The 17,515-nt window shown below is 61.5% G+C and carries 22 protein-coding genes; 9 read left to right on the top strand and 13 right to left on the bottom strand.

Annotation, left to right across the window (positions count from 1 at the left end; genetic code table 11):
* Positions 1-11 precede the first annotated feature (11 nt).
* The 4 genes from NO932_RS14090 to NO932_RS14075 are packed head-to-tail and all read right to left on the bottom strand — an operon-like array spanning position 12 to position 3,863.
* On the bottom strand, positions 12-338 hold the full coding sequence (locus NO932_RS14090; RefSeq protein ID WP_309207919.1) for a multidrug efflux SMR transporter: 327 nt from the start codon (positions 336-338) through the stop codon (positions 12-14).
* 6 nt (positions 339-344) lie between these two features.
* The gene (murD, locus tag NO932_RS14085; RefSeq protein ID WP_309207918.1) at positions 345-1,619 is read right to left on the bottom strand and encodes a UDP-N-acetylmuramoyl-L-alanine--D-glutamate ligase; all 1,275 of its coding nucleotides are present in this window, start codon (positions 1,617-1,619) and stop codon (positions 345-347) included.
* Positions 1,609-2,940, bottom strand: coding sequence for a hypothetical protein (locus NO932_RS14080; RefSeq protein WP_309207916.1), 1,332 nt, complete (start codon positions 2,938-2,940; stop codon positions 1,609-1,611). Before NO932_RS14080 ends, murD begins: the two co-directional genes overlap by 11 nt.
* A gap of 32 nt (positions 2,941-2,972) precedes the next feature.
* Entirely contained in the window at positions 2,973-3,863 is an 891-nt protein-coding gene (locus tag NO932_RS14075) for a metallophosphoesterase (protein ID WP_309207914.1), read from the bottom strand.
* 93 nt (positions 3,864-3,956) lie between these two features.
* Here NO932_RS14075 and NO932_RS14070 point away from each other — a divergent pair, with 93 nt between their 5' ends.
* Positions 3,957-4,418 carry an NUDIX domain-containing protein gene (locus NO932_RS14070; RefSeq protein WP_309207913.1) on the top strand — a complete coding sequence of 154 codons (462 nt, stop codon included), beginning with the start codon at positions 3,957-3,959 and terminating at the stop codon, positions 4,416-4,418.
* A gap of 2 nt (positions 4,419-4,420) precedes the next feature.
* Here the strand turns inward: NO932_RS14070 and NO932_RS14065 are convergent, their stop codons facing one another.
* Positions 4,421-5,380, bottom strand: a complete 960-nt coding sequence (locus tag NO932_RS14065; RefSeq protein ID WP_309207912.1) for a glutathione S-transferase family protein — start codon at positions 5,378-5,380, stop codon at positions 4,421-4,423.
* A 258-nt stretch (positions 5,381-5,638) separates the two neighbouring features.
* On the opposite strand from NO932_RS14065, the gene NO932_RS14060 reads away from it, so the two are divergent.
* From NO932_RS14060 to NO932_RS14050, 3 genes are read left to right on the top strand one after another with little or no spacing between them, the layout of a single operon-like run.
* A complete protein-coding gene (locus NO932_RS14060; RefSeq protein ID WP_309207911.1) occupies positions 5,639-6,178 on the top strand; it encodes an N-acetyltransferase in 540 nt (179 codons plus the stop codon).
* A gap of 32 nt (positions 6,179-6,210) precedes the next feature.
* Positions 6,211-6,840 (top strand): CoA pyrophosphatase, encoded by a 630-nt coding sequence (locus NO932_RS14055; protein ID WP_309207910.1) that lies wholly within the window; start codon positions 6,211-6,213, stop codon positions 6,838-6,840.
* On the top strand, positions 6,830-8,032 hold the full coding sequence (locus tag NO932_RS14050; RefSeq protein ID WP_309207909.1) for a CCA tRNA nucleotidyltransferase: 1,203 nt from the start codon (positions 6,830-6,832) through the stop codon (positions 8,030-8,032). Before NO932_RS14055 ends, NO932_RS14050 begins: the two co-directional genes overlap by 11 nt.
* A 105-nt stretch (positions 8,033-8,137) precedes the next feature.
* On the opposite strand, the gene NO932_RS14045 is transcribed toward NO932_RS14050, so the two are convergent.
* The 3 genes from NO932_RS14045 to NO932_RS14035 form a co-directional block, all read right to left on the bottom strand.
* Entirely contained in the window at positions 8,138-8,323 is a 186-nt protein-coding gene (locus NO932_RS14045) for a DUF1059 domain-containing protein (protein WP_309207908.1), read from the bottom strand.
* A gap of 77 nt (positions 8,324-8,400) precedes the next feature.
* Positions 8,401-9,282, bottom strand: coding sequence for an oxygen-dependent coproporphyrinogen oxidase (hemF, locus tag NO932_RS14040; protein ID WP_375142759.1), 882 nt, complete (start codon positions 9,280-9,282; stop codon positions 8,401-8,403).
* A 108-nt stretch (positions 9,283-9,390) separates the two neighbouring features.
* Positions 9,391-9,861: a tRNA (cytidine(34)-2'-O)-methyltransferase gene (locus NO932_RS14035; RefSeq protein ID WP_309207907.1), complete on the bottom strand. Its 471-nt coding sequence runs from the start codon at positions 9,859-9,861 to the stop codon at positions 9,391-9,393.
* Positions 9,862-10,093: 232 nt separating this feature from the next.
* Here NO932_RS14035 and petA point away from each other — a divergent pair, with 232 nt between their 5' ends.
* From petA to apt, 5 genes are all read left to right on the top strand, one after another.
* Positions 10,094-10,618, top strand: a complete 525-nt coding sequence (gene petA / locus NO932_RS14030; protein ID WP_375142758.1) for a ubiquinol-cytochrome c reductase iron-sulfur subunit — start codon at positions 10,094-10,096, stop codon at positions 10,616-10,618.
* Between the two features lie 14 nt (positions 10,619-10,632).
* Positions 10,633-11,886, top strand: coding sequence for a cytochrome b N-terminal domain-containing protein (locus NO932_RS14025; protein WP_309207906.1), 1,254 nt, complete (start codon positions 10,633-10,635; stop codon positions 11,884-11,886).
* 19 nt (positions 11,887-11,905) lie between these two features.
* Positions 11,906-12,736, top strand: a complete 831-nt coding sequence (locus NO932_RS14020) for a cytochrome c1 (RefSeq protein ID WP_309207904.1) — start codon at positions 11,906-11,908, stop codon at positions 12,734-12,736.
* Between the two features lie 101 nt (positions 12,737-12,837).
* Positions 12,838-13,041 (top strand): hypothetical protein, encoded by a 204-nt coding sequence (locus tag NO932_RS14015; protein ID WP_309160368.1) that lies wholly within the window; start codon positions 12,838-12,840, stop codon positions 13,039-13,041.
* A gap of 58 nt (positions 13,042-13,099) precedes the next feature.
* Entirely contained in the window at positions 13,100-13,633 is a 534-nt protein-coding gene (gene apt / locus NO932_RS14010) for an adenine phosphoribosyltransferase (RefSeq protein ID WP_309207903.1), read from the top strand.
* Positions 13,634-13,670: 37 nt separating this feature from the next.
* On the opposite strand, the gene NO932_RS14005 is transcribed toward apt, so the two are convergent.
* From NO932_RS14005 to NO932_RS13985, 5 genes are all read right to left on the bottom strand, one after another.
* Positions 13,671-15,134, bottom strand: a complete 1,464-nt coding sequence (locus NO932_RS14005; protein ID WP_309207902.1) for a hypothetical protein — start codon at positions 15,132-15,134, stop codon at positions 13,671-13,673.
* Between the two features lie 229 nt (positions 15,135-15,363).
* A complete protein-coding gene (locus NO932_RS14000; RefSeq protein ID WP_309207901.1) occupies positions 15,364-15,540 on the bottom strand; it encodes a hypothetical protein in 177 nt (58 codons plus the stop codon).
* Positions 15,541-16,045: 505 nt separating this feature from the next.
* Entirely contained in the window at positions 16,046-16,399 is a 354-nt protein-coding gene (locus tag NO932_RS13995; RefSeq protein WP_309207900.1) for a DUF423 domain-containing protein, read from the bottom strand.
* Positions 16,396-16,947: a MaoC family dehydratase gene (locus tag NO932_RS13990; protein ID WP_309207899.1), complete on the bottom strand. Its 552-nt coding sequence runs from the start codon at positions 16,945-16,947 to the stop codon at positions 16,396-16,398. Before NO932_RS13990 ends, NO932_RS13995 begins: the two co-directional genes overlap by 4 nt.
* Positions 16,944-17,438 carry a MaoC family dehydratase gene (locus NO932_RS13985; protein WP_309160374.1) on the bottom strand — a complete coding sequence of 165 codons (495 nt, stop codon included), beginning with the start codon at positions 17,436-17,438 and terminating at the stop codon, positions 16,944-16,946. The genes NO932_RS13990 and NO932_RS13985 overlap by 4 nt, the downstream gene beginning before the upstream one ends.
* Positions 17,439-17,515: the final 77 nt, after the last annotated feature.

Raw genomic sequence — 17,515 nt, 5'->3', positions numbered from 1 at the left:
GCCTTTGGAGGCTAGTGTCCGGCGCGCGAAAAGGCGTTGATCACGATGACGCCCGCGATGATCAGTCCCATGCCGACCATCGCGGGGAGATCCAGAGCCTGCTTGTAGACGACCCAACCCACGATCGAGATCAGCACAATGCCGAGGCCCGACCAGATGGCATAGGCGATGCCCACCGGTAGCGTGCGCAGCGTCAATGACAGGAAATAAAATGCCGCCGCATAACCTACGACAACGATTATCGAGGGCAGAAGGTTGGTAAAGCCGTTCGTGGCCCGAAGTGCGGACGTGGCAACGACCTCTGCGACAATGGCGCAGAGAAGATAGAGGTAAGTCATTAAACGTTAACCGAAATATTGCCGTGCGAGGGCCTTGAACCTGTCCCCGCGCTCTTCGAAGTTCTTGAACTGGTTATAGCTCGGCGCGCCCGGCGAGAGTATGACGGTATCGAAAACATGGCCGGCAGACGCCAGGGCCTGCATGGCCTCATCGAGCGTCGAGCATTCCGCAACCGGAATGGGTGCATTTTCACGAACGGCCTGGGCGAGGCGCGGTCCCGTTACGGGCAGGGAACACAGCATGACAACGCTTGTTAGACCCATGAGATTGGCGAGATCGGTATAGTCCTGCTGGCGTTCATGGCCTCCGGCGATCAGCGCGATCTTTTTGCCCTTATAGGCCGCGAGCGCCACTTTTGTGGCCTCGGGGGTGGTGGAAATCGAGTCATCGACGAAAAGGATATCGCCCACCATCAACTCCTCAAGCCGATGCGGGAGCGGCACGAAAGCTTCGACGCCAGCGAAAATACCCTCACGCGATGCACCGGCAGCCAGCGCGATGGCAGCAGCCAGGCGAGCATTGTCGTGGTTGTGGGCACCCTTGAGACGCGAATTCATCGCGGCCATGAGGATGGCATCGCTCAATTCGACGTCGAGGGCCGGGACGCGGGCTGTTCCGGCAGGAATGGACTTGATGACGCGTTCGACCGTCGCAGCCTGCGGTCCGATGGCAACTAGGCGCGGGCCCTTGGCGATCAGATTGAGCTTGTCGCTATAGTATCTGTCGAGCCCGCCATGCCAGTCGACATGCTCGGGATGGAGGTTGGAAATCGCTGCGATATCGGGGGCAAAGTCGATATCGGCGGTTTGGTAGGAGGAGAGTTCGAGAACCACAGTCTGGGCTGTTCCGGCTGCGTCGAGCGGGGGAATTCCCACATTGCCGGCCAGAACCACATCAACCCCGGAATGCTTGAGCATCAGGTGGACGAGGGTGGCGGTGGTCGATTTCCCCTTGGTTCCCGAAATGGCAACTACGGTGCGGCCATTGCGGAAATGAGCTCCCCAGAGATTGAGGTTGGATGTGATCGGAACGCCGGCTGCGCGCGCCGCGTCAAAGATGGGTTTATAAAGCGAAACGCCAGGGCTTTTGACGATCGTGCCGAACCGGGAAACCTTCTGTGCATCCTCGGGCGAAATGAAGGCTGCCCCCTCGATTTCGGCCGATCCGTCGTCGCTGGTCACGAACAGTTCCAAGTTCGGATAGGTCCGGCGCAGAAAATCCGCCGTGGAGCGGGCCTCGCGGCCAGCGCCGTAGAGAAGTACGGGGCCGTCAATTTGCATGAGGAGCTACCGCCGTTTCGATATCTTGGGGGATGAGATGGTCGCTGCTGTCGGTCATCAGCTCTTGATATGCCCATTGGAGGCGCCCGGCGCCGTAGAATGCTTCCAGCTCGGGCTTAAGGGCCTTGGGCACGGCGGTGTCGCGCCATTGAGGGTCATCAGCGATGCGCCAGAGACAGGCTGCGGCCTCCAGGATTTCGCCGACACATTCCCAGGGTTTGTGGCCGATCAGCCCAGTAAGCTCACGGTAGGGGCCGATATTGTCGGGGTTGTCGAGAACGTTCTGGCCGAAGATGGCTTCAAGCCTTGCCCGGTCCATGTGCGGGGCCAGGATCAGGAAGACGAAATGGCATTTGGGGCACTTTCCGCACCAGAGCGGGCCGTCGTGGCCGGCGAGGCGGAAATTGCGGTTGCAGCTTGAAAACACGTCGTCATAGCGCGTCGAGCGGGCAAAAAGCTGGCCAATCCGCGCTTCTGAATAGGGGCGCAGCAGGGAGAAGTATTGCAGCGCACCGCCGGTTGCCGACGAGAGGGTGTCGGCGATGGCGCGTTCGAAATCGAGGGACTTCGAATGCTGGTGATTGGCGAGGCGGCCGTCGAACTCGACATTGCCCTCGCTGGCCGAGCGTTCGTTGGAAAGCACAATTTTATCAAAGCCATAGAGCAGGCTGGCAAGGGCCGCGATCATGGAATTGATGGCCGTCGAGGGAACGTGGCCGTTATAGAAACCGGGCTGCTGGCCGAGGCGGATCATCTCGGGATCGAGAATGCGTTCGACCGAAATGAAGGGAAGACCCGAGCGTTCGCTGGTCGAAAGGATGGGGCCTTTGGGGTTTACGGCAAAGAGCGTCAGGTCCAGGCCGGCACGTTCGAGAAGCTGGACGCTGACCAGGGAATCCTTGCCGCCGCCGATCAAAACCAGCGATTTGTCGGGGAGGGCGACCGGATTGAGGTCGCGGGCGGGGCCGGCGGTGAGGGAGAGGCGGCCGAAGCGTTTCAGATCGTTTCGGGCGTAGAATTCACCGAGTCCATTTTCATAGACATCGAGCAGAAATGCTTGCTGTGCCTGGGAAAATCCCAAGGCGGTGGCATCGATCTCGAAGGGAGCGCGCAGCTTGAAATAGCTCACGCCCAACACCGCCGCGGTCAGATCGAGCAAGGAAACAAAGGCGTCGGAACCGGCCCGTGTTTGGTCGATGTTGCTTGTATTGAACCGCAGGATCTCAGTGAACTCAAAATCGTCGAGCCGATAGGTGAATACGGCTTCGCCGGTCAGGAGATCGAACTGGGGAGCTTCGATGATGAATCGGGAATCGTTCAATGGGTCCCGCCCTGGGTTGGCGCGTTCGCTAATCAGTATATGCGCATTTGCAGCCGCAATGCGATCTCGTCGCCTATTCTCTGATATCCGTATTCGCGCATCATGCAAGACCATTGCTTGCCCACGCGCTCGATGCGGAAGAGGTTATAGCGGCCGGGCGCGTCGTGACCTTCGGGAGCCGATGAGGCCGCCGCGACGCCGATCACGGGGATCTCGTTGTCAGCACCCGGGATCGAATTGATCGAGGAAAGGTGCGTATGGCCGTGAAGGACCAATTCGGCGCCGTTTTCCTTGAGCGCGGTACGGAAATCAGGACCATCCCAAAGCCCCAGACGCCGCGAGCGGGCGAGTTCGTGGTTGGGGGGATGGTGGATCATCACCACGCGGAAATAACCCGCATCACCCAGGAGCTTGAGGATGCGCGCGCAGCGGGCGATCTGTTCGCGGCCAAGCCTGCCGGCTGCAACGAAGGGCAGGGTCGCGACGGCGCTTGAAAGGCCGACAAGGGCGACCTGTCCGAAGCGCCGCACATAGGGAAAGGGGTTTTCGTCCAGGGTTTCACCGGACATGTAGGGCCCGTAGGCGGAAAGCGCGACCGGGAGCGCTCCGCTGACATAAGCGTCGTGATTTCCGGGTATTGCGCACACGGTCTCCGGCTTGCCCAATGCCGAAAGCCAGTTGGCGGCCCGTGCCGTTTCCTCATCGAGCGCGAGATTGACCAGATCGCCGGTTACGGCGGTCATGTCGGGCTGGTGGGATTTGAGGTGCGCAATGAGAGCGGAAAGCGTATCCCGGCGCATCATGCGGGCGCGGCTGAGTTGCCAATTGAGCCAGCCGGTGATCCGCTTGGAGGCGAGATCCTTGAGGCTGGGGCGTGGCAGGGGCGAAAGATGGATGTCCGATATGTGCGCGAGCGTCATCATTGAGCGCCAGTAATGGCACGCTGCCAGTGGCAAGAAAATGGCCGATAGAAGGGTTTGCCACAGTTTGTAATGGGTTGGGTAAAGGAGTTGTGATTGTCGAACTGGCAACGATTCAAGTTCGGGCTCATGCTGCGGGCAGTCGGGATCTACAAGCACCTGACGCTGGGCGCGCGCACTGCGGTTCTGGTGGACGGCAAGGTCCTGTTGGTACGGCACGGCTACGTGTCCGGTTGGCAGCTCCCCGGCGGTGGCGTCGATCCCGGAGAGAGCGCCGAGGAGGCGGCGCGGCGGGAGGTGTTCGAGGAAACGGGCTTCGCGATCGACGGCCCCATGACGCTACAGGGCCTCTACCACGCCACCATCTATACCGATCGCGACCACGTCGCCGTCTTTGTCGCGCGCGCTGCGCACGAGTCCCGTCCGTTCGTGCCCAATAAGGAGATTGCCGAGATCGGCTGGTTCGCGTTCGACGACTTGCCGCCCGAGATGGCGCCGGGTGCTGCCCGGCGCCTGAGCGAGATCATCGAGGGACGGCCTCCCGCGAGCAAGTGGTAGCGCTACTCAAGAAAATCGAGCTCCGGCCCCTCGGGGATGATCCGGTGCGGGTTGATGGTGGTGTGGCTCCAATAATAGTGGGTCTTGATGTGGTCGATATGAACGGTGCCGGCCACGCCCGGCCAGTCGCAAAGGGTTTTGAGGTATTTTGAAAGGTGCGGATAATCGGCGATCCGCCGGATATTGCATTTGAAATGCCCGACATAGACGGCGTCGAACCGCATGAGCGTGGTCACGAGGCGCCAATCGGCTTCCGTCGGCGCGGTGCCCGCCAGAAAGGGCTGTTGCTCCAGGATACCCTCGACCCAGTCGAGCGCGTCGAAAAGCTTGATGACCGCCTCGCTGTAGGCATCTTGGGTGGTAGCGAACCCGGCCTTGTAGACGCCGTTGTTGATGTCGTCATAGATCCGGGCGTTGAGCCGGTCGATCTCCTCGCGCTTGTCCATGGGGTAGAAGTCGAGACGGTTGCCGGTAATGCCATCGAAAGCGGAGTTCAGCATCCGGATGATGTCGGCGCTTTCGTTGGAGACGATGGTTTGGGTGTGCTTGTCCCAGAGCACCGGGACCGTCACCCGGCCGGTGTAGTCAGGCTTGGCTTTGGTGTAGACCTGCCAGAGATAGTCGGCGCCGTTGAGCATGTCGGTGTCCGAGCCGAGTTCGCCTGTGAAGGCCCAGCCGGTTTCGTCGGGCATCTTGGGGGAGACGACCGAGACAGAGATGTGGTCCTCGAGTTCCTTGAGCACGCGGAACAAGAGGGTGCGGTGAGCCCAGGGGCACGCATAGGAAACATAGAGATGATAGCGTCCGCTTTCAGCGGCAAAGCCGGCCTCGCCGGTGGGGCCGGCTGAACCGTCGGCCGTGACCCAGTTGCGGAAGGCGGATTCTGAACGCTTGAATTTTCCGCCCGTCGATTTGGTATCGTACCACTGGGTCGACCACTTGCCGTCGATCAACTGGCCCATGTCGGATGTCCTTTCAGGTTGTCGTCGTTAACGGCAAATCTAGCCGGATTGTTCTCGATTATTAGAGGGCCAGGCGTGAACGCGGTGTTCGAAGAGATTTTCGATGGACCACAACCCACGGGGGTGCTACATCGGTTGCCGGCCTCGAACAGGAGTCTGGCACCAGTGTTCAGCATCGAACGAGACATTCGACGACTTTGAAACGCGCTCGCTGCGCGACGTCGTCGTATTGCCTCATCGATCTGGATAAATGTGACCATGACTGCCACTTCGCCGCTCCCGGCTGCAACCGTCCCTACGCCTGCCGCGCTCGACATCAGGCTCGAAGCGCCTGAGGATGACGCGTGGATCGAAGCGCTGCACGAGGTATCGTTCGGACCGGGGCGCTTTGCCAGGGCCGCATTCAGGGTCCGTGAGCGCATCGCCGTCGATCCGGAATTTTCCTATATCGCCGAAATCGGGGGTGAACGTGCCGCCAGCGTGCGCATGACCCCGATCAGCGTTGGCGGTATCAATGGCTACCTCCTCGGGCCGCTGATGACCGATCCGGGGTTCCGCAAGCAAGGCGCCGGACGGGCTCTGGTGCGCCACGTATGCGATCTCGCGCTGGCGCGGCCCGGCATCGCCTTCGTTCTGCTGGTCGGCGACTACGCCTATTACGGACCGCTCGGCTTCGTGCCGACCGTCTCCAGCGCCATCCGGTTCCCTGGCCCCGTTGATCCCTCCCGCGTGCTGGTCCAATCTCACGACCAGAACATGGCGGAAAAATTGACCGGGGACGTTCTGCCCTGGGTATAGCGCCACCAAAGGTGGGTGTGCTGCGGGGAAGAATGTCGAGCGAAAGTGATATCAGGCAAATCGTGACGCGGCTTTTGCCGGCCCCCGAGCCGATGCCCGATGCCGGGGATCTCGTTGCCGATTTCGTGCTCGAGGAGTTGGGCAACGAGCCGCCCGTTCCCGCCGCGGTGCTGATCGCGCTGGTGCGGCGGGGATCGGGCTATAACGTGCTTTATACCCGGCGATCAGGAGGATTGCGCAAGCATTCGGGGCAAGTGGCTTTTCCCGGCGGACGGATCGATCCCGAGGATCACGACGCCGCTTATGCCGCGCTGCGCGAAGCCAATGAAGAGGTGGCGCTTTATCCCGAGGACGCGCAGGTGCTCGGGTACATGCCCTATTATTACACCGGGACGAACTATTTCATCACGCCCGTCGTGGCGATCGTCGAGCCGCGCGCCCCTTTTATCCCCAATCCGGGAGAGGTCGATGCGGTGTTCGAGGTGCCGCTCGACATGCTGGTCCAAGAAGCGAGCTATCAGACGTTCCGTGTCGTCCATCGCGGCCAGAAACGCGAGAGCTGGCAGATCGATTTCGAAGGCCACAGGATCTGGGGGATCACCGCCAACCTGACGCGCCGGTTTCGGGACACGGTTCTGGCTGGAGACGGCCATGTCGCGTGAACAAGCCCTGACGCGCCTGGCGCAAGCCGATTGGCTGGATGCGGCCCGGCCTGTGTTCGACTGCCTGGATGGCGCAATGGGCCGGACGCGGGCGGTGGGGGGCATCGTTCGCGACACGCTTTTGGGGCGCCCGCGCGGATCGACCGATATCGACATGGCGACCGAACTCACGCCCGACGAGGTTTTGGCACGCGGCAAGGCGGCGGGATTGGGTGCCCATCCTACTGGCGTCGAGCATGGCACCGTGACGCTCGTCCATGACGGGAGGGCTGTCGAGGTGACGACCTTGCGGCGCGACGTCGAGACGTTCGGCCGCCACGCCAGGGTGGCGTTCGGCACCGACTGGACCGAGGACGCGCGCCGGCGGGACTTTACGATGAACGCGCTCTATTGCGGGGTCGATGGCGTGCTGTTCGATCCGCTGGGCGGGCTGGAGGATTGCCTTGAGCGGCGGGTGAGGTTCATCGGTGACCCCGATGCCCGGATCGCGGAGGACCGGCTGCGGGTTTATCGCTACTTCCGCTTTGCGGCCAGCCATGGAGAGCAGAGGCTCGAAGAGCAAGCACTTGCTGCTTGCATGCGCGCCGCCGGTGAGCTGGGGGCGCTTTCGGCGGAAAGAGTGGGCAGCGAGATGATGCGGCTTCTGGCGCAGCCGAAATGTGCGGCCACGCTGGCCGCCATGGTACGGGTGGGCGTTTTGGCTGCGGCATTGTTTTCCCCGCAAGCGCTCAAGGCACTCGAGCGGCTGGAAGCGCTCCCGCTTCCCATAACGGCCGACATGCGCCTGGCGGCGATGGAACTCACCGGCGCGCAAGTGGCTGCCTTGCGGGTCGAGTGGCGTCTTTCCAATGCGACGATGGCGAGCCTGGGCCAATTGACCGCCGCTCTCGAGCTTGCGCGCGCGGCGAACTGGGCGGAGCTGGCGTACCGCCATCCAGAGCGAAGGACACAGGCGATCGCGCTCGCGACGGCGCTCGACCAGCACGCCATTGCCTGGATGAACGAGGCGATTTCGACGGTCGAAGGCATGGGGTCTCGGAATTTTCCCATCTCGGGGGCCGACCTGCTCGCGCACGGCATGAAGCCCGGCCCCGAGGTCGGGGCCGAGCTCAAAAGACTGGAAAGGCTATGGATCGAGTCCCGGTTCGAGCTGGACCGCGATGGACTGCTCGAACAGGTCCGGCAGCCTTAGAGCATTTCCGCTTTTCTCCGAATCGCTTCAATGCTCTAAGTTATTGTTTTGTCGCGTGTCCGAACCGCAAAACCGTTTCCACTTTTGCTGGACACGCTCTAGCTCTCAGTGGTGCGTCTGCACCTCGAAGATACGCTCCTTGATCCGCTCGACCATATCGGGACGGATTTCGGTTTCGCCGTGCTCGGCTTTAAGTCGTTCAACAGCCTTGCGGACGACTTCCGCCTCGGTTTCCGCCGTCGCGTGCCAGGTCGCACCGGGAACCAGCGATCCACCGTCAAAGCGTTTCATGGTTGTTCTCCCTACGTCGTGTTGCACGAGGAATTGTTACCCATGAAACGGGCAGCAATAGGTCGCGGTTCCCTCCTTCAGGGCCAGCGGACTTCGGGCGGCATCGAGGACAGGATGGAATTGACGTTGCCACCGGTCTTGAGACCGAAGGTCGTGCCCCTGTCGTAGAGCAGGTTGAACTCCACATACCGGCCGCGTCGGACGAGTTGTTCGTGCCGCTGCTCCTCGGTCCAGGGGGTGTTGAAGTTGCGGCGGACCAGTTCGGGATAGATTTCGACGAACCGCCGGCCGACGTCCTGAGTGAAGGCGAAATCGGCCTCCCAATCGCCGCTGTTGTGGCGGTCGTAGAAGATGCCGCCGGTGCCGCGTGGTTCCTTGCGGTGGGGAAGATAGAAATACTCGTCGCACCAGTCCTTGTACCGCTGATAATCGACCTGCGGATGGGCATCGCAGGCCGATTTCATGGCGGCGTGGAAATCGACCGAGTCGGGGTCGGTCTGGGTGCGGCGGGCATCGAGCACCGGGGTCAGATCGCCGCCGCCGCCGAACCACCAATTGGAGGTCACCACCATGCGCGTGTTCATGTGCACGGCGGGAACGTTAGGATTCCAGGGGTGGCCGATGACCGAAATGCCCGAGGCCCAGAATTGCGGGCTGTCTTCGGTGCCCGGAATCTGCTTGGCGAATTCGGGCGAGAACTCTCCGAACACGGTGGAGATGTGCACACCCATCTTTTCGAAAACGCGGCCCTGGATGATCGACATCTCACCGCCGCCACCGGCGGGCCGATTCCATATCTCGCGCTCGAAACGGCCCGGGGCACGATCGGCATGTGACCCGGCGACCTCGTCTTCGAGCGTTTCGATCGCGGCACAGAGATCGTCCCGGACCTGGCGGAACCAGGCGCTGGCGCGGGTTTTCTTGTCTTCGATATCGTCGGGCAGGGGCATTGCAGTCATTTTCGGCATGGTCGTCATTGTGTGCCGGGTCCCTAGCATGTTGAAGGTATCGAGACCATGCTTCAGAGCGTGTCGCGGCTGTTTGATGGAAATCAATCGGTTTCCCGTTCAGGCGAGGCCGGCAAAGCCGTCGGTCTGACGCATAGCCTCGCCCAGGGCCAGCGCCGCGGAGATGGCGACATTGAGCGAGCGGGCTTGCGGACGCATCGGGATGCGGATGCGCAGATCGGCATCGGCGGCGACTTCGGGCGGAACGCCGGCGCTTTCGCGGCCGACCATCAGGATGTCGCCCTCTCGGTACACGGCATTGTGAAGTGGCCCGCTCGCCTTGGTGGTCAGAAGCACCAGGCGGCGATTTTCGGCACGGCGCCAGGCGTCGAACTGGTCATAGCTTGAATGTTCGACCATCTCCACGCTGTCGAGATAGTCCATGCCCGAACGCTTGAGCGCCGCGCGGGAGAAGGGGAAGCCGGTAGGGTGGATGATGTGTACCGGCACGCCCAGGCAAGCGCCGAGTCGCAGCAAAGTGCCCGTATTGAGGGCGATATCGGGTTGGTAAAGGGCGAGAGCGAGCGGCACCGGAACGTCCCATCACGAAAAGCTGTGAAAAGTGAATTGGGTATAGTGCCGCAGATTGATCACGTCACGGTCCCGGAGGCTGGACAAGTCAATGAGACAGTGCAAAAAGGGGGCCCGAAATCCGCACCGCCTCAAGGCGGCGGGGGTCTAGACGTGCATCCGTGCGAATATCCCAGCGGGGCCCGTCGGTCTAATGACTTGTCTTAACAGGCCTTTTTGGGGATCTAGAACTTTGGCGACAGCGAGTGAATCAAAGGCGACGCGGCGCGATTTTTTGTATATCGCGACCGGTGCCGTCGGTGCGGTTGGAGTAGCGGGGGCGGCATGGCCGCTCATCCATCAGTTGAATCCCGATGCGTCCGTTCTGGCGCTGGCCTCGATCCGGTTCGACGTTTCCTCGGTTGCGGAAGGATCTTCGGTGACGATCCTGTGGCGCGGCCTGCCGGTTTTCGTGCGACACCGTACCGCAGCCGAGATCGAAGAAGCGCGGGCGGTTCCGCTCTCCGATCTCAAGGACCCCGAATCCGATGAAGAGCGCGTGCTCGAAGGGCACGAGGAGTGGCTGATCATGGTCGCCAACTGCACCCATCTCGGCTGCGTGCCGGTGGGTGAATCTGGCGATTTCGATGGCTGGTTCTGTCCCTGCCACGGGTCCCACTACGACACATCGGGTCGTATCCGCCGCGGGCCCGCTCCGGCCAATCTGGTCGTGCCGCCCTATCAGTTCGTGTCCGACACTGTCGTCGAGATCGGTTAAGGGGAGTAGAGGGCATGGCCAATCACGCTGGCAATTACACGCCGGGCACCGGAATCGAGCGCTGGCTCGATGAACGGCTTCCGATCATCAGGTTCTCCAAAGAACATCTGATGGACTATCCCACGCCGAAGAACCTCAACTATTGGTGGACCTTCGGCGCCATCCTCACCTTCATGCTGGTCATCCAGATCGTGACCGGCGTCATCCTTGTGATGCACTATACCCCGCATGTGGACCTGGCCTTTGCCTCGGTCGAGCACATCCGGCGCGACGTCAATTACGGCCGCATCATCCAGGGCACCCATGCGGTGGGCGCCTCGATGTTCTTTGCGGCGGTTTATGTCCATATCTTCCGCGGTCTCTATTACGGGTCCTACAAGGCCCCGCGCGAAGTGATCTGGATGCTGGGCGTTATTCTCTTCATCCTGCTGATGGCTACGGCCTTCATGGGTTATGTGCTTCCCTGGGGGCAGATGAGCCTTTGGGGCGCGACGGTGATCACCGGCATCTTCTCGGCCATCCCGGTGGTGGGCGAGGCGCTGCAGACGCTGTTGCTGGGCGGTTTCTCGGTGGCCAATCCCACGCTCAACCGCTTCTTCTCGCTGCACTACCTGATCCCGTTCATCATCGCGGCGGTGGTTGTGCTGCACATCTGGGCGCTGCACGTTCCGGGCAACAACAACCCTACCGGCGTAGAGGTCAAGGACAGCCGCGACACGCTGCCGTTCCACCCCTACATCACGATGAAGGATCTGTTCGCGGTCGTTCTGTTCCTGATCCCGTTCGCCTGGTTCGTGTTCTTTGCGCCCGACATCCTCGGTCACGCCGACAACTACATTCCCGGCAATCCGCAGGTGACGCCGGCGCATATCGTGCCCGAATGGTATCTGCTGCCGTTCTACACCATGCTGCGGGCCATCGACTTCAACGTGCTGTTCATCGACTCCAAGCTCGGTGGCGTCATCGTGATGGCCGGCTCGTTGCTGATCCTCTTCGCGCTACCCTGGCTGGATAGCTCGAAGGTGCGCTCGGGATCGTTCCGTCCGCTGTTCCGTCCGTTCTACTGGCTGTTCGTGGTCAACTTCATCGTGCTCGCCTATCTCGGCGCGCAGCCGGCGGAAGGCATCTATGTGCTGCTGGCCAAGATTTCCACGGCCTATTATTTCGCCTACTTCCTGATCATTCTCCCGCTTCTCGGACGCATCGAAAGGCCCGCCCCGCTGCCGGCGAGCATTTCGGAAAGCGTGCTTGGCAAGGCCAATGGCTGATCGGGAGCGAAGGACAACAATGATGCTTAAAAAGACGATCCTTGGTGTACTCGCCCTCGCAGCAGTCGCCCTTGGCAGCGCCACGGTGCAAGCGGCGGAAGAAAATGCGCACACCGAGCAGCAGGACTGGAGCTTTGCCGGCGTGTTCGGCACTTACGACCAGAACCAGCTTCAGCGCGGATTCCAAATCTACCGGGAAGTGTGCTCGAGCTGCCATGGCCTCGATTTCATCGCCTTCCGCAATCTCTCCGAGCCCGGTGGCCCGGAATATTCGGAAGATCAGGTGCGTGCGCTGGCTGCCGAGTTCACCATTGCCGATGAGACTGCCGAAGGCGGCGAGCGCGAAGGCGTGCCCGCCGACCGCTGGCCGAACCCGTTCCCCAGCGAACAAATCGCCCGCGATTCCAACGGTGGCGCCTTCCCGCCCGACCTGTCGCTGATGGCCAAGGCGCGCGGGATCCACATGGATTTCCCCTGGTGGGTGTTCAACTACTTCACCGCCTATCAGGAGGCGGGTGCCGACTATATCTACAACCTGCTTACCAGCTATACCGAGGCGCCCGAGGGTACCGAAGTGCCGGCCGGTCAGTACTACAATGAGTATTTCCCCGGCCATTTGATCGCCATGGCGCCGCCGCTGAGCGACGGCCTTATCAGCTATGACGACGAGGCAACCCCCGAGACGGTGGAGCAGTATGCGCTCGACATCGCAGCGTTCCTGCAATGGACGGCTGATCCGCACATGGTCGAGCGCAAGGCGACCGGCTTTAAGGTCATCATCTTCCTGGTCGTCCTGGCGGTGCTCATGTATCTGGTCAAGCGCCGCATCTGGCGCGACATTCACGATTGATCGAAAGGGGCCTTCGGGCCCCTTTTTTGTATCTCGCGCTCTTGCCCGGAGAGCATGATTTCTTCATTGTATGGCGCGTCCGGTCCATGCGGAGAACACCCATGTCCGCCATTCGCGTAGCAAAGACAGTGGCGCTTCTGGCCCTCGCGGCAAGCCGCAGTCCCTTGGTCCGCTCTGCCGTCAAGGCGGCGCCGCATCTGATTTCCGAGGAGCGCAAGGCTGCGGCTTACGAAGCCACCAAGCGCGCCGCGCGCAAGGCCGGCGAGATGACCGCCCGCGTGGTGCCACCCAATCGCTACTTCTGACGATTTCCGCTCCCTTCATATCGGCACTGTGGTGCCCATCTTCCATAAAGGCTCGCCCATGCCGACCGATCTCAAGGCGCTCGTGCGCTCGATTCCCGATTATCCCAAGCCCGGCATCATCTTCCGCGATATCACTTCGCTGATCGAGGATTCGGACGGTTTTCGCGAGAGCTGCGAATTGCTGGCCAACGCCCATCGGGACAGAGGCATCACCAAGGTGGCCGGCATCGAGGCGCGCGGCTTCATTTTCGGAGCGGGCGTGGCGATCGCACTGGGCGTGGGGTTCGTGCCGGTGCGCAAGGCGGGCAAGCTGCCTGGCGAAACGATCGGCCAGAACTACGCGCTCGAATACGGCGTCGATACCATCGAGATCCACGCCAATGCGGTTGGCTCGGGTGACAATGTGCTGCTGGTGGACGATCTGATCGCCACGGGCGGAACCGCCATCGCCGCGATTTCCCTGTTGCGGCGGACCGGCGCGAAGGCCGAACACGCGGCTTTCGTCATCGACCTTCCCGATATCGGCGGTGCCGACAAGCTGCGGAACCAGGGCGTTGCCGTCGAGGCGCTGATGGCCTTTGAAGGCCATTAGTGAGACGGGCGGACATGCCGCCCGTTCACAGTTGCGGTTACTCGGCTGCCGAGAGTAGGACGCCGCCGACGGTATCACCTTCACCGCTACAGCCGGTTTCGCCATAACGGATGAAGCGCTGGGCGCGTTTGCCGGTATCGACCTCGCCCGTATAGATATTCCCCGAACTGTCGACGGCGACGTTGTGCAGCCAATGGAACTCGCCAACGCCCTGTCCAGGACGGCCGAAGCGGGCGAGTTCGCCCAGCGTGTCGCGGTTGAGCACGTAAATGGTCATGTTGGAGTTGTCGCCGACATAAAGGCAGGTCTGGCCGTCATCGGTCGAAAAGTTCACTGACACCGCGGTGCCCGGAATAGTCGTGCGGGTTTCCACGCTCACGAACTGCTCTTCGACAAAGCCGCATAGTCCCGCTTCGCCATCGGGATTGTCGCACGGCTGGCCAAGCTCGGCCAGATCGAACACCTGAATGCGGTTGTTGCCTCGATCGCAGACATAGAGCATCCGGTCGTCGGAAATCTCCACGCAATGGACCGGGTTGCGGAAGAAGCCGGGACGCGGGGTTTCGCCGGTGGCCAGGTCCTCCGCAAAGGTGCCCGAATTGTCAGCGACTTCGTCGTCCACCGGGTTCTGTCCATAGGCGCCGAAATGGCCGACGTACTCGCCCGTTTCCGCGTCGACGGCGACCACGCGATTGTTGCCATAGCCATCGGCGATATAGAGGATGTTGGTCTCGGGATCGACGACCATGTCGGCGGGGCGGAACAATTGCGGCGTGCCGTTTATGCCGCCATCGGTGTCATTGCTGTCGGGTGCTTGGGCTCCGGTGGCGCCGATCTGCAAGACGAACTCGCCCTCCATGGTGAACTTGAGCACGTGTCCGTCCCAGCCATTGGCGCTGGCCCATGGGGTATCGCCCGAGCCGTTGCCGTTCGAGCCGATATAGATGAAATCGTTGTGGTCGACATAGATGCCATGCTCGTTGGCCGGCCAGAAACAACCGTCCTCCTGGCGGCAGGCGGTTTGAAGAAAATCGCCATCCGATGGGCCGCCCCAGGCCTGCAAAAGATTTCCCTCCTGGTCGAACTGCATGACGGCGGGAGCAGGCGTGCAGCAATCGGTGATCGGACCGAACGGACGCGGATGGCCCAGGGCGCTGACCTGTTCGCCCTCGGCGTTTTCGCCCACAGCCTCGAGCCGGCCCGCCTCCTCGGTGGTCAATGAACGCGAGCGCTGCAAGACCCAGATATTGTCGTCATTGTCGACATAGACGCCGGCAATCTGTCCGAAGGTCCAGTTGTTGGGCAGAGGCTTTGGCCAAGCCGGGTCGGCGATGAAATGGGGCAAGGCGCTGCCTTCGGTCATGTCGAGGGGAGCGGTGCGCTCCATAAGCGATTGCAGTCTTTCTTCTCCCAATATTTGCGCTGGATTGTCCTGCGCCATCGCATTTGAGGCCGCGAGTAAAGCGGCGATCACCAACGCGACCTTCCGATAACCAAACATTTCTCTCTCCTCACCTTTAATCGTATAATATTTTTACTATACGACTTCTGAAATTCTGCTCGCGGAACTGGAGAGAAGTCAATTGTCCTGCAATTTATGTTATATTACTAAGATATAATTATTTTCGGTACTGCCGCGATATTGTGCGGTGCCGGCGGTCCGGCACCCGGCGTGGTATGACCGAGCGGGGGACGGCCAAAGAAAAGGCCGGCGCGAACGCCGGCCGTAGCTACTTGCCCCTGAGTTTATCGGGCAGGGGCAGCGGGACGCTGTCGGTGCGGGGCAGATGATCCTCGATCCTGGCCCTGTGCCGTATCGGCACTGGCGGACCCTGCCGCGGCCCCTTGGGGAGAGGGGACTTGCCGAACCGTCCAGTGCCGGTGAGCTTGTACATTTTGCCTTTCATGCGAAACCTCCTTGTTAGGATTTAAATCCTAACAGTCAAAGCGATACCGTGTCCGCGTGAAGAGATTGGCGGATTACGGGTGGAGCTGCGTCGGCGGACAAGCGTTGCTCTCCGCGAACAGCCTTTGATTGTTTCGAGAGGTTGCGCGCAGCGCAGAATGCTCGAAAGTCGCGGGGGCATCGCCGCCGCGACGCAGGCGAGAGCTTGTGAGCAGGAAAGGTGACGGAAGCAGAGAAGGCCGCTATTGCAGGCACTTACATGCCGGTTTTGCTTCGTTTCCGGTCAGGAGAACGAACGGCCCTATCTCAATAAAGCTGGAGATAAGTTCACCAGCGACTTCCACAAATCCGATATCCTCGCATCGCTGCGCTCTTGGAGCCTGCCGGACAATGGACAGGCGTGCCTGGGCATCTGCGCTGACGCGTTACGGTATCAGATCATTGGAGTCGCGACCTCGTCGGAGCGTTTGTGAACGAGCGCATGAAAACACAGGAAAATCATCCTGTCAACTGCGCCGGGAAAAGAGACCCGCAACGATGACGAGAAGCCAGCCGGCGATCAGCGCTAGTCCGCCGATGGGTGCCAGCAGCGGGAGGGGCGAGGCGCCCAGGAAATGCCGGGCGGCGAGATCGCCGCAAAAAACGACAGCACCGATGAGGAGAGCGGCTAAGGAAAAGTCGAACAGGCGCGGCAGCGGCGCCAGCGCCAGGGCGAGGATCGCGGGGGCGTGGGTCAGCGCGATCAGCGCGTAAGGGCCGAGCAAGGCGGCGCCCGCATGGGACGAGGCCGCCGCAGCGGCAACGCCCGATGCGCCGAGCAAGCCGGCGATGACTATCGCAATGCGCTGGAACGGGCTCATCTGCGGGCCAGTGCCTTGAGACCCGGCACCCTGGCGAGGGCCATTGCGGCTTTGACCTTGAGCGGCATTTTGTAGTCTCGCAGCTTGGAAAAGCCCACCAGATCGGCCGAATAGACGAGTTCGCCGTGTTGGTTGTGCGCTTCGAGAAGATTGAAGAGCAGACCCCAGCCGGGAATTGAGTTCGACGGGCGCTTGCCGGTGACCGTCAGGGTATAGCTGACGGTATCGCCGGGGCGCACGGGTGCCTTGAAATCCATGCGGTTGACCCCGGGTGAGGGGCCGGACACGCCGGGTTCGCCGCCTTCGGCGCGGACGATATCTTCCTCGGCTTCCAACCGGTCGACCATCAGGCGATGGCCAACGCTGACCGTGTGCCAACCCGAGGCGACGAGGCCGCCGAAATGAGAGTGGCGGGCGGCTTCGGGATCGACATGGAAATATTGCGGGTCATAGAGCTTGCCGAAGCGGATGATCTCGGCTTGGGTGAAAGTGTGGCCGCCAAGATCATAGGCGGTGTCGAGGCTGACGTCTTCGAACCAGCGGGTCATTGGGCGGCCTCCGGGATGGGAGCCGAGGGGTCGCGAACTTCGACGAGATTGGTGAGGTTGAGGGTCATCACCTGCTGGCCTTTTTGGTTGCGCATGTCGAAGGCGACGGTGAGGATGCCCATTTCGGGATGGCTGGCCGAGCGGCGCAGGGAGGTGACCGTCGCCGTCCCGGAAAGCGTGTCGCCCTTCATCAGCGGGCGCTTCCATTTGAGGTCGGTAAAGCCCAGACCGCCCATGGAGGCGACCTTGGAGAGGAATGTGTCGACCAGCATGCGCAGCGAGAGCGCTCCGGTCTGCCACCCGCTCGCCGCTAGGCCGCCCAGAAGGCTGGCCTTGGCTGCCTTTTCATCGAGATGGAAAGGGAAGGGGTCGAACTCGGTGGCGAATTCGATGATGTCGGCTTTGCTGACCGTGCGCGGGCCTAGCGTCACGGTTTCCCCGACTTTCAAGTCCTCGAAATGGCGTCGATCTCGCGTTATCGGATTGGTCATCTTGCTGCCCTTTACGTCAATCCGATTGTGCCCCAAGGATGGTTGGCCGGCAAGAGGAGCGGCTGTCGCAGCCTTGG

It is taken from the genome of Pelagibacterium sp. 26DY04 (genome assembly GCF_031202305.1).
Classification (GTDB): domain Bacteria; phylum Pseudomonadota; class Alphaproteobacteria; order Rhizobiales; family Devosiaceae; genus Pelagibacterium.
Note: the sequence above shows the minus strand (reverse complement) of the source record. Positions and strands in the feature narration are given on the sequence as shown.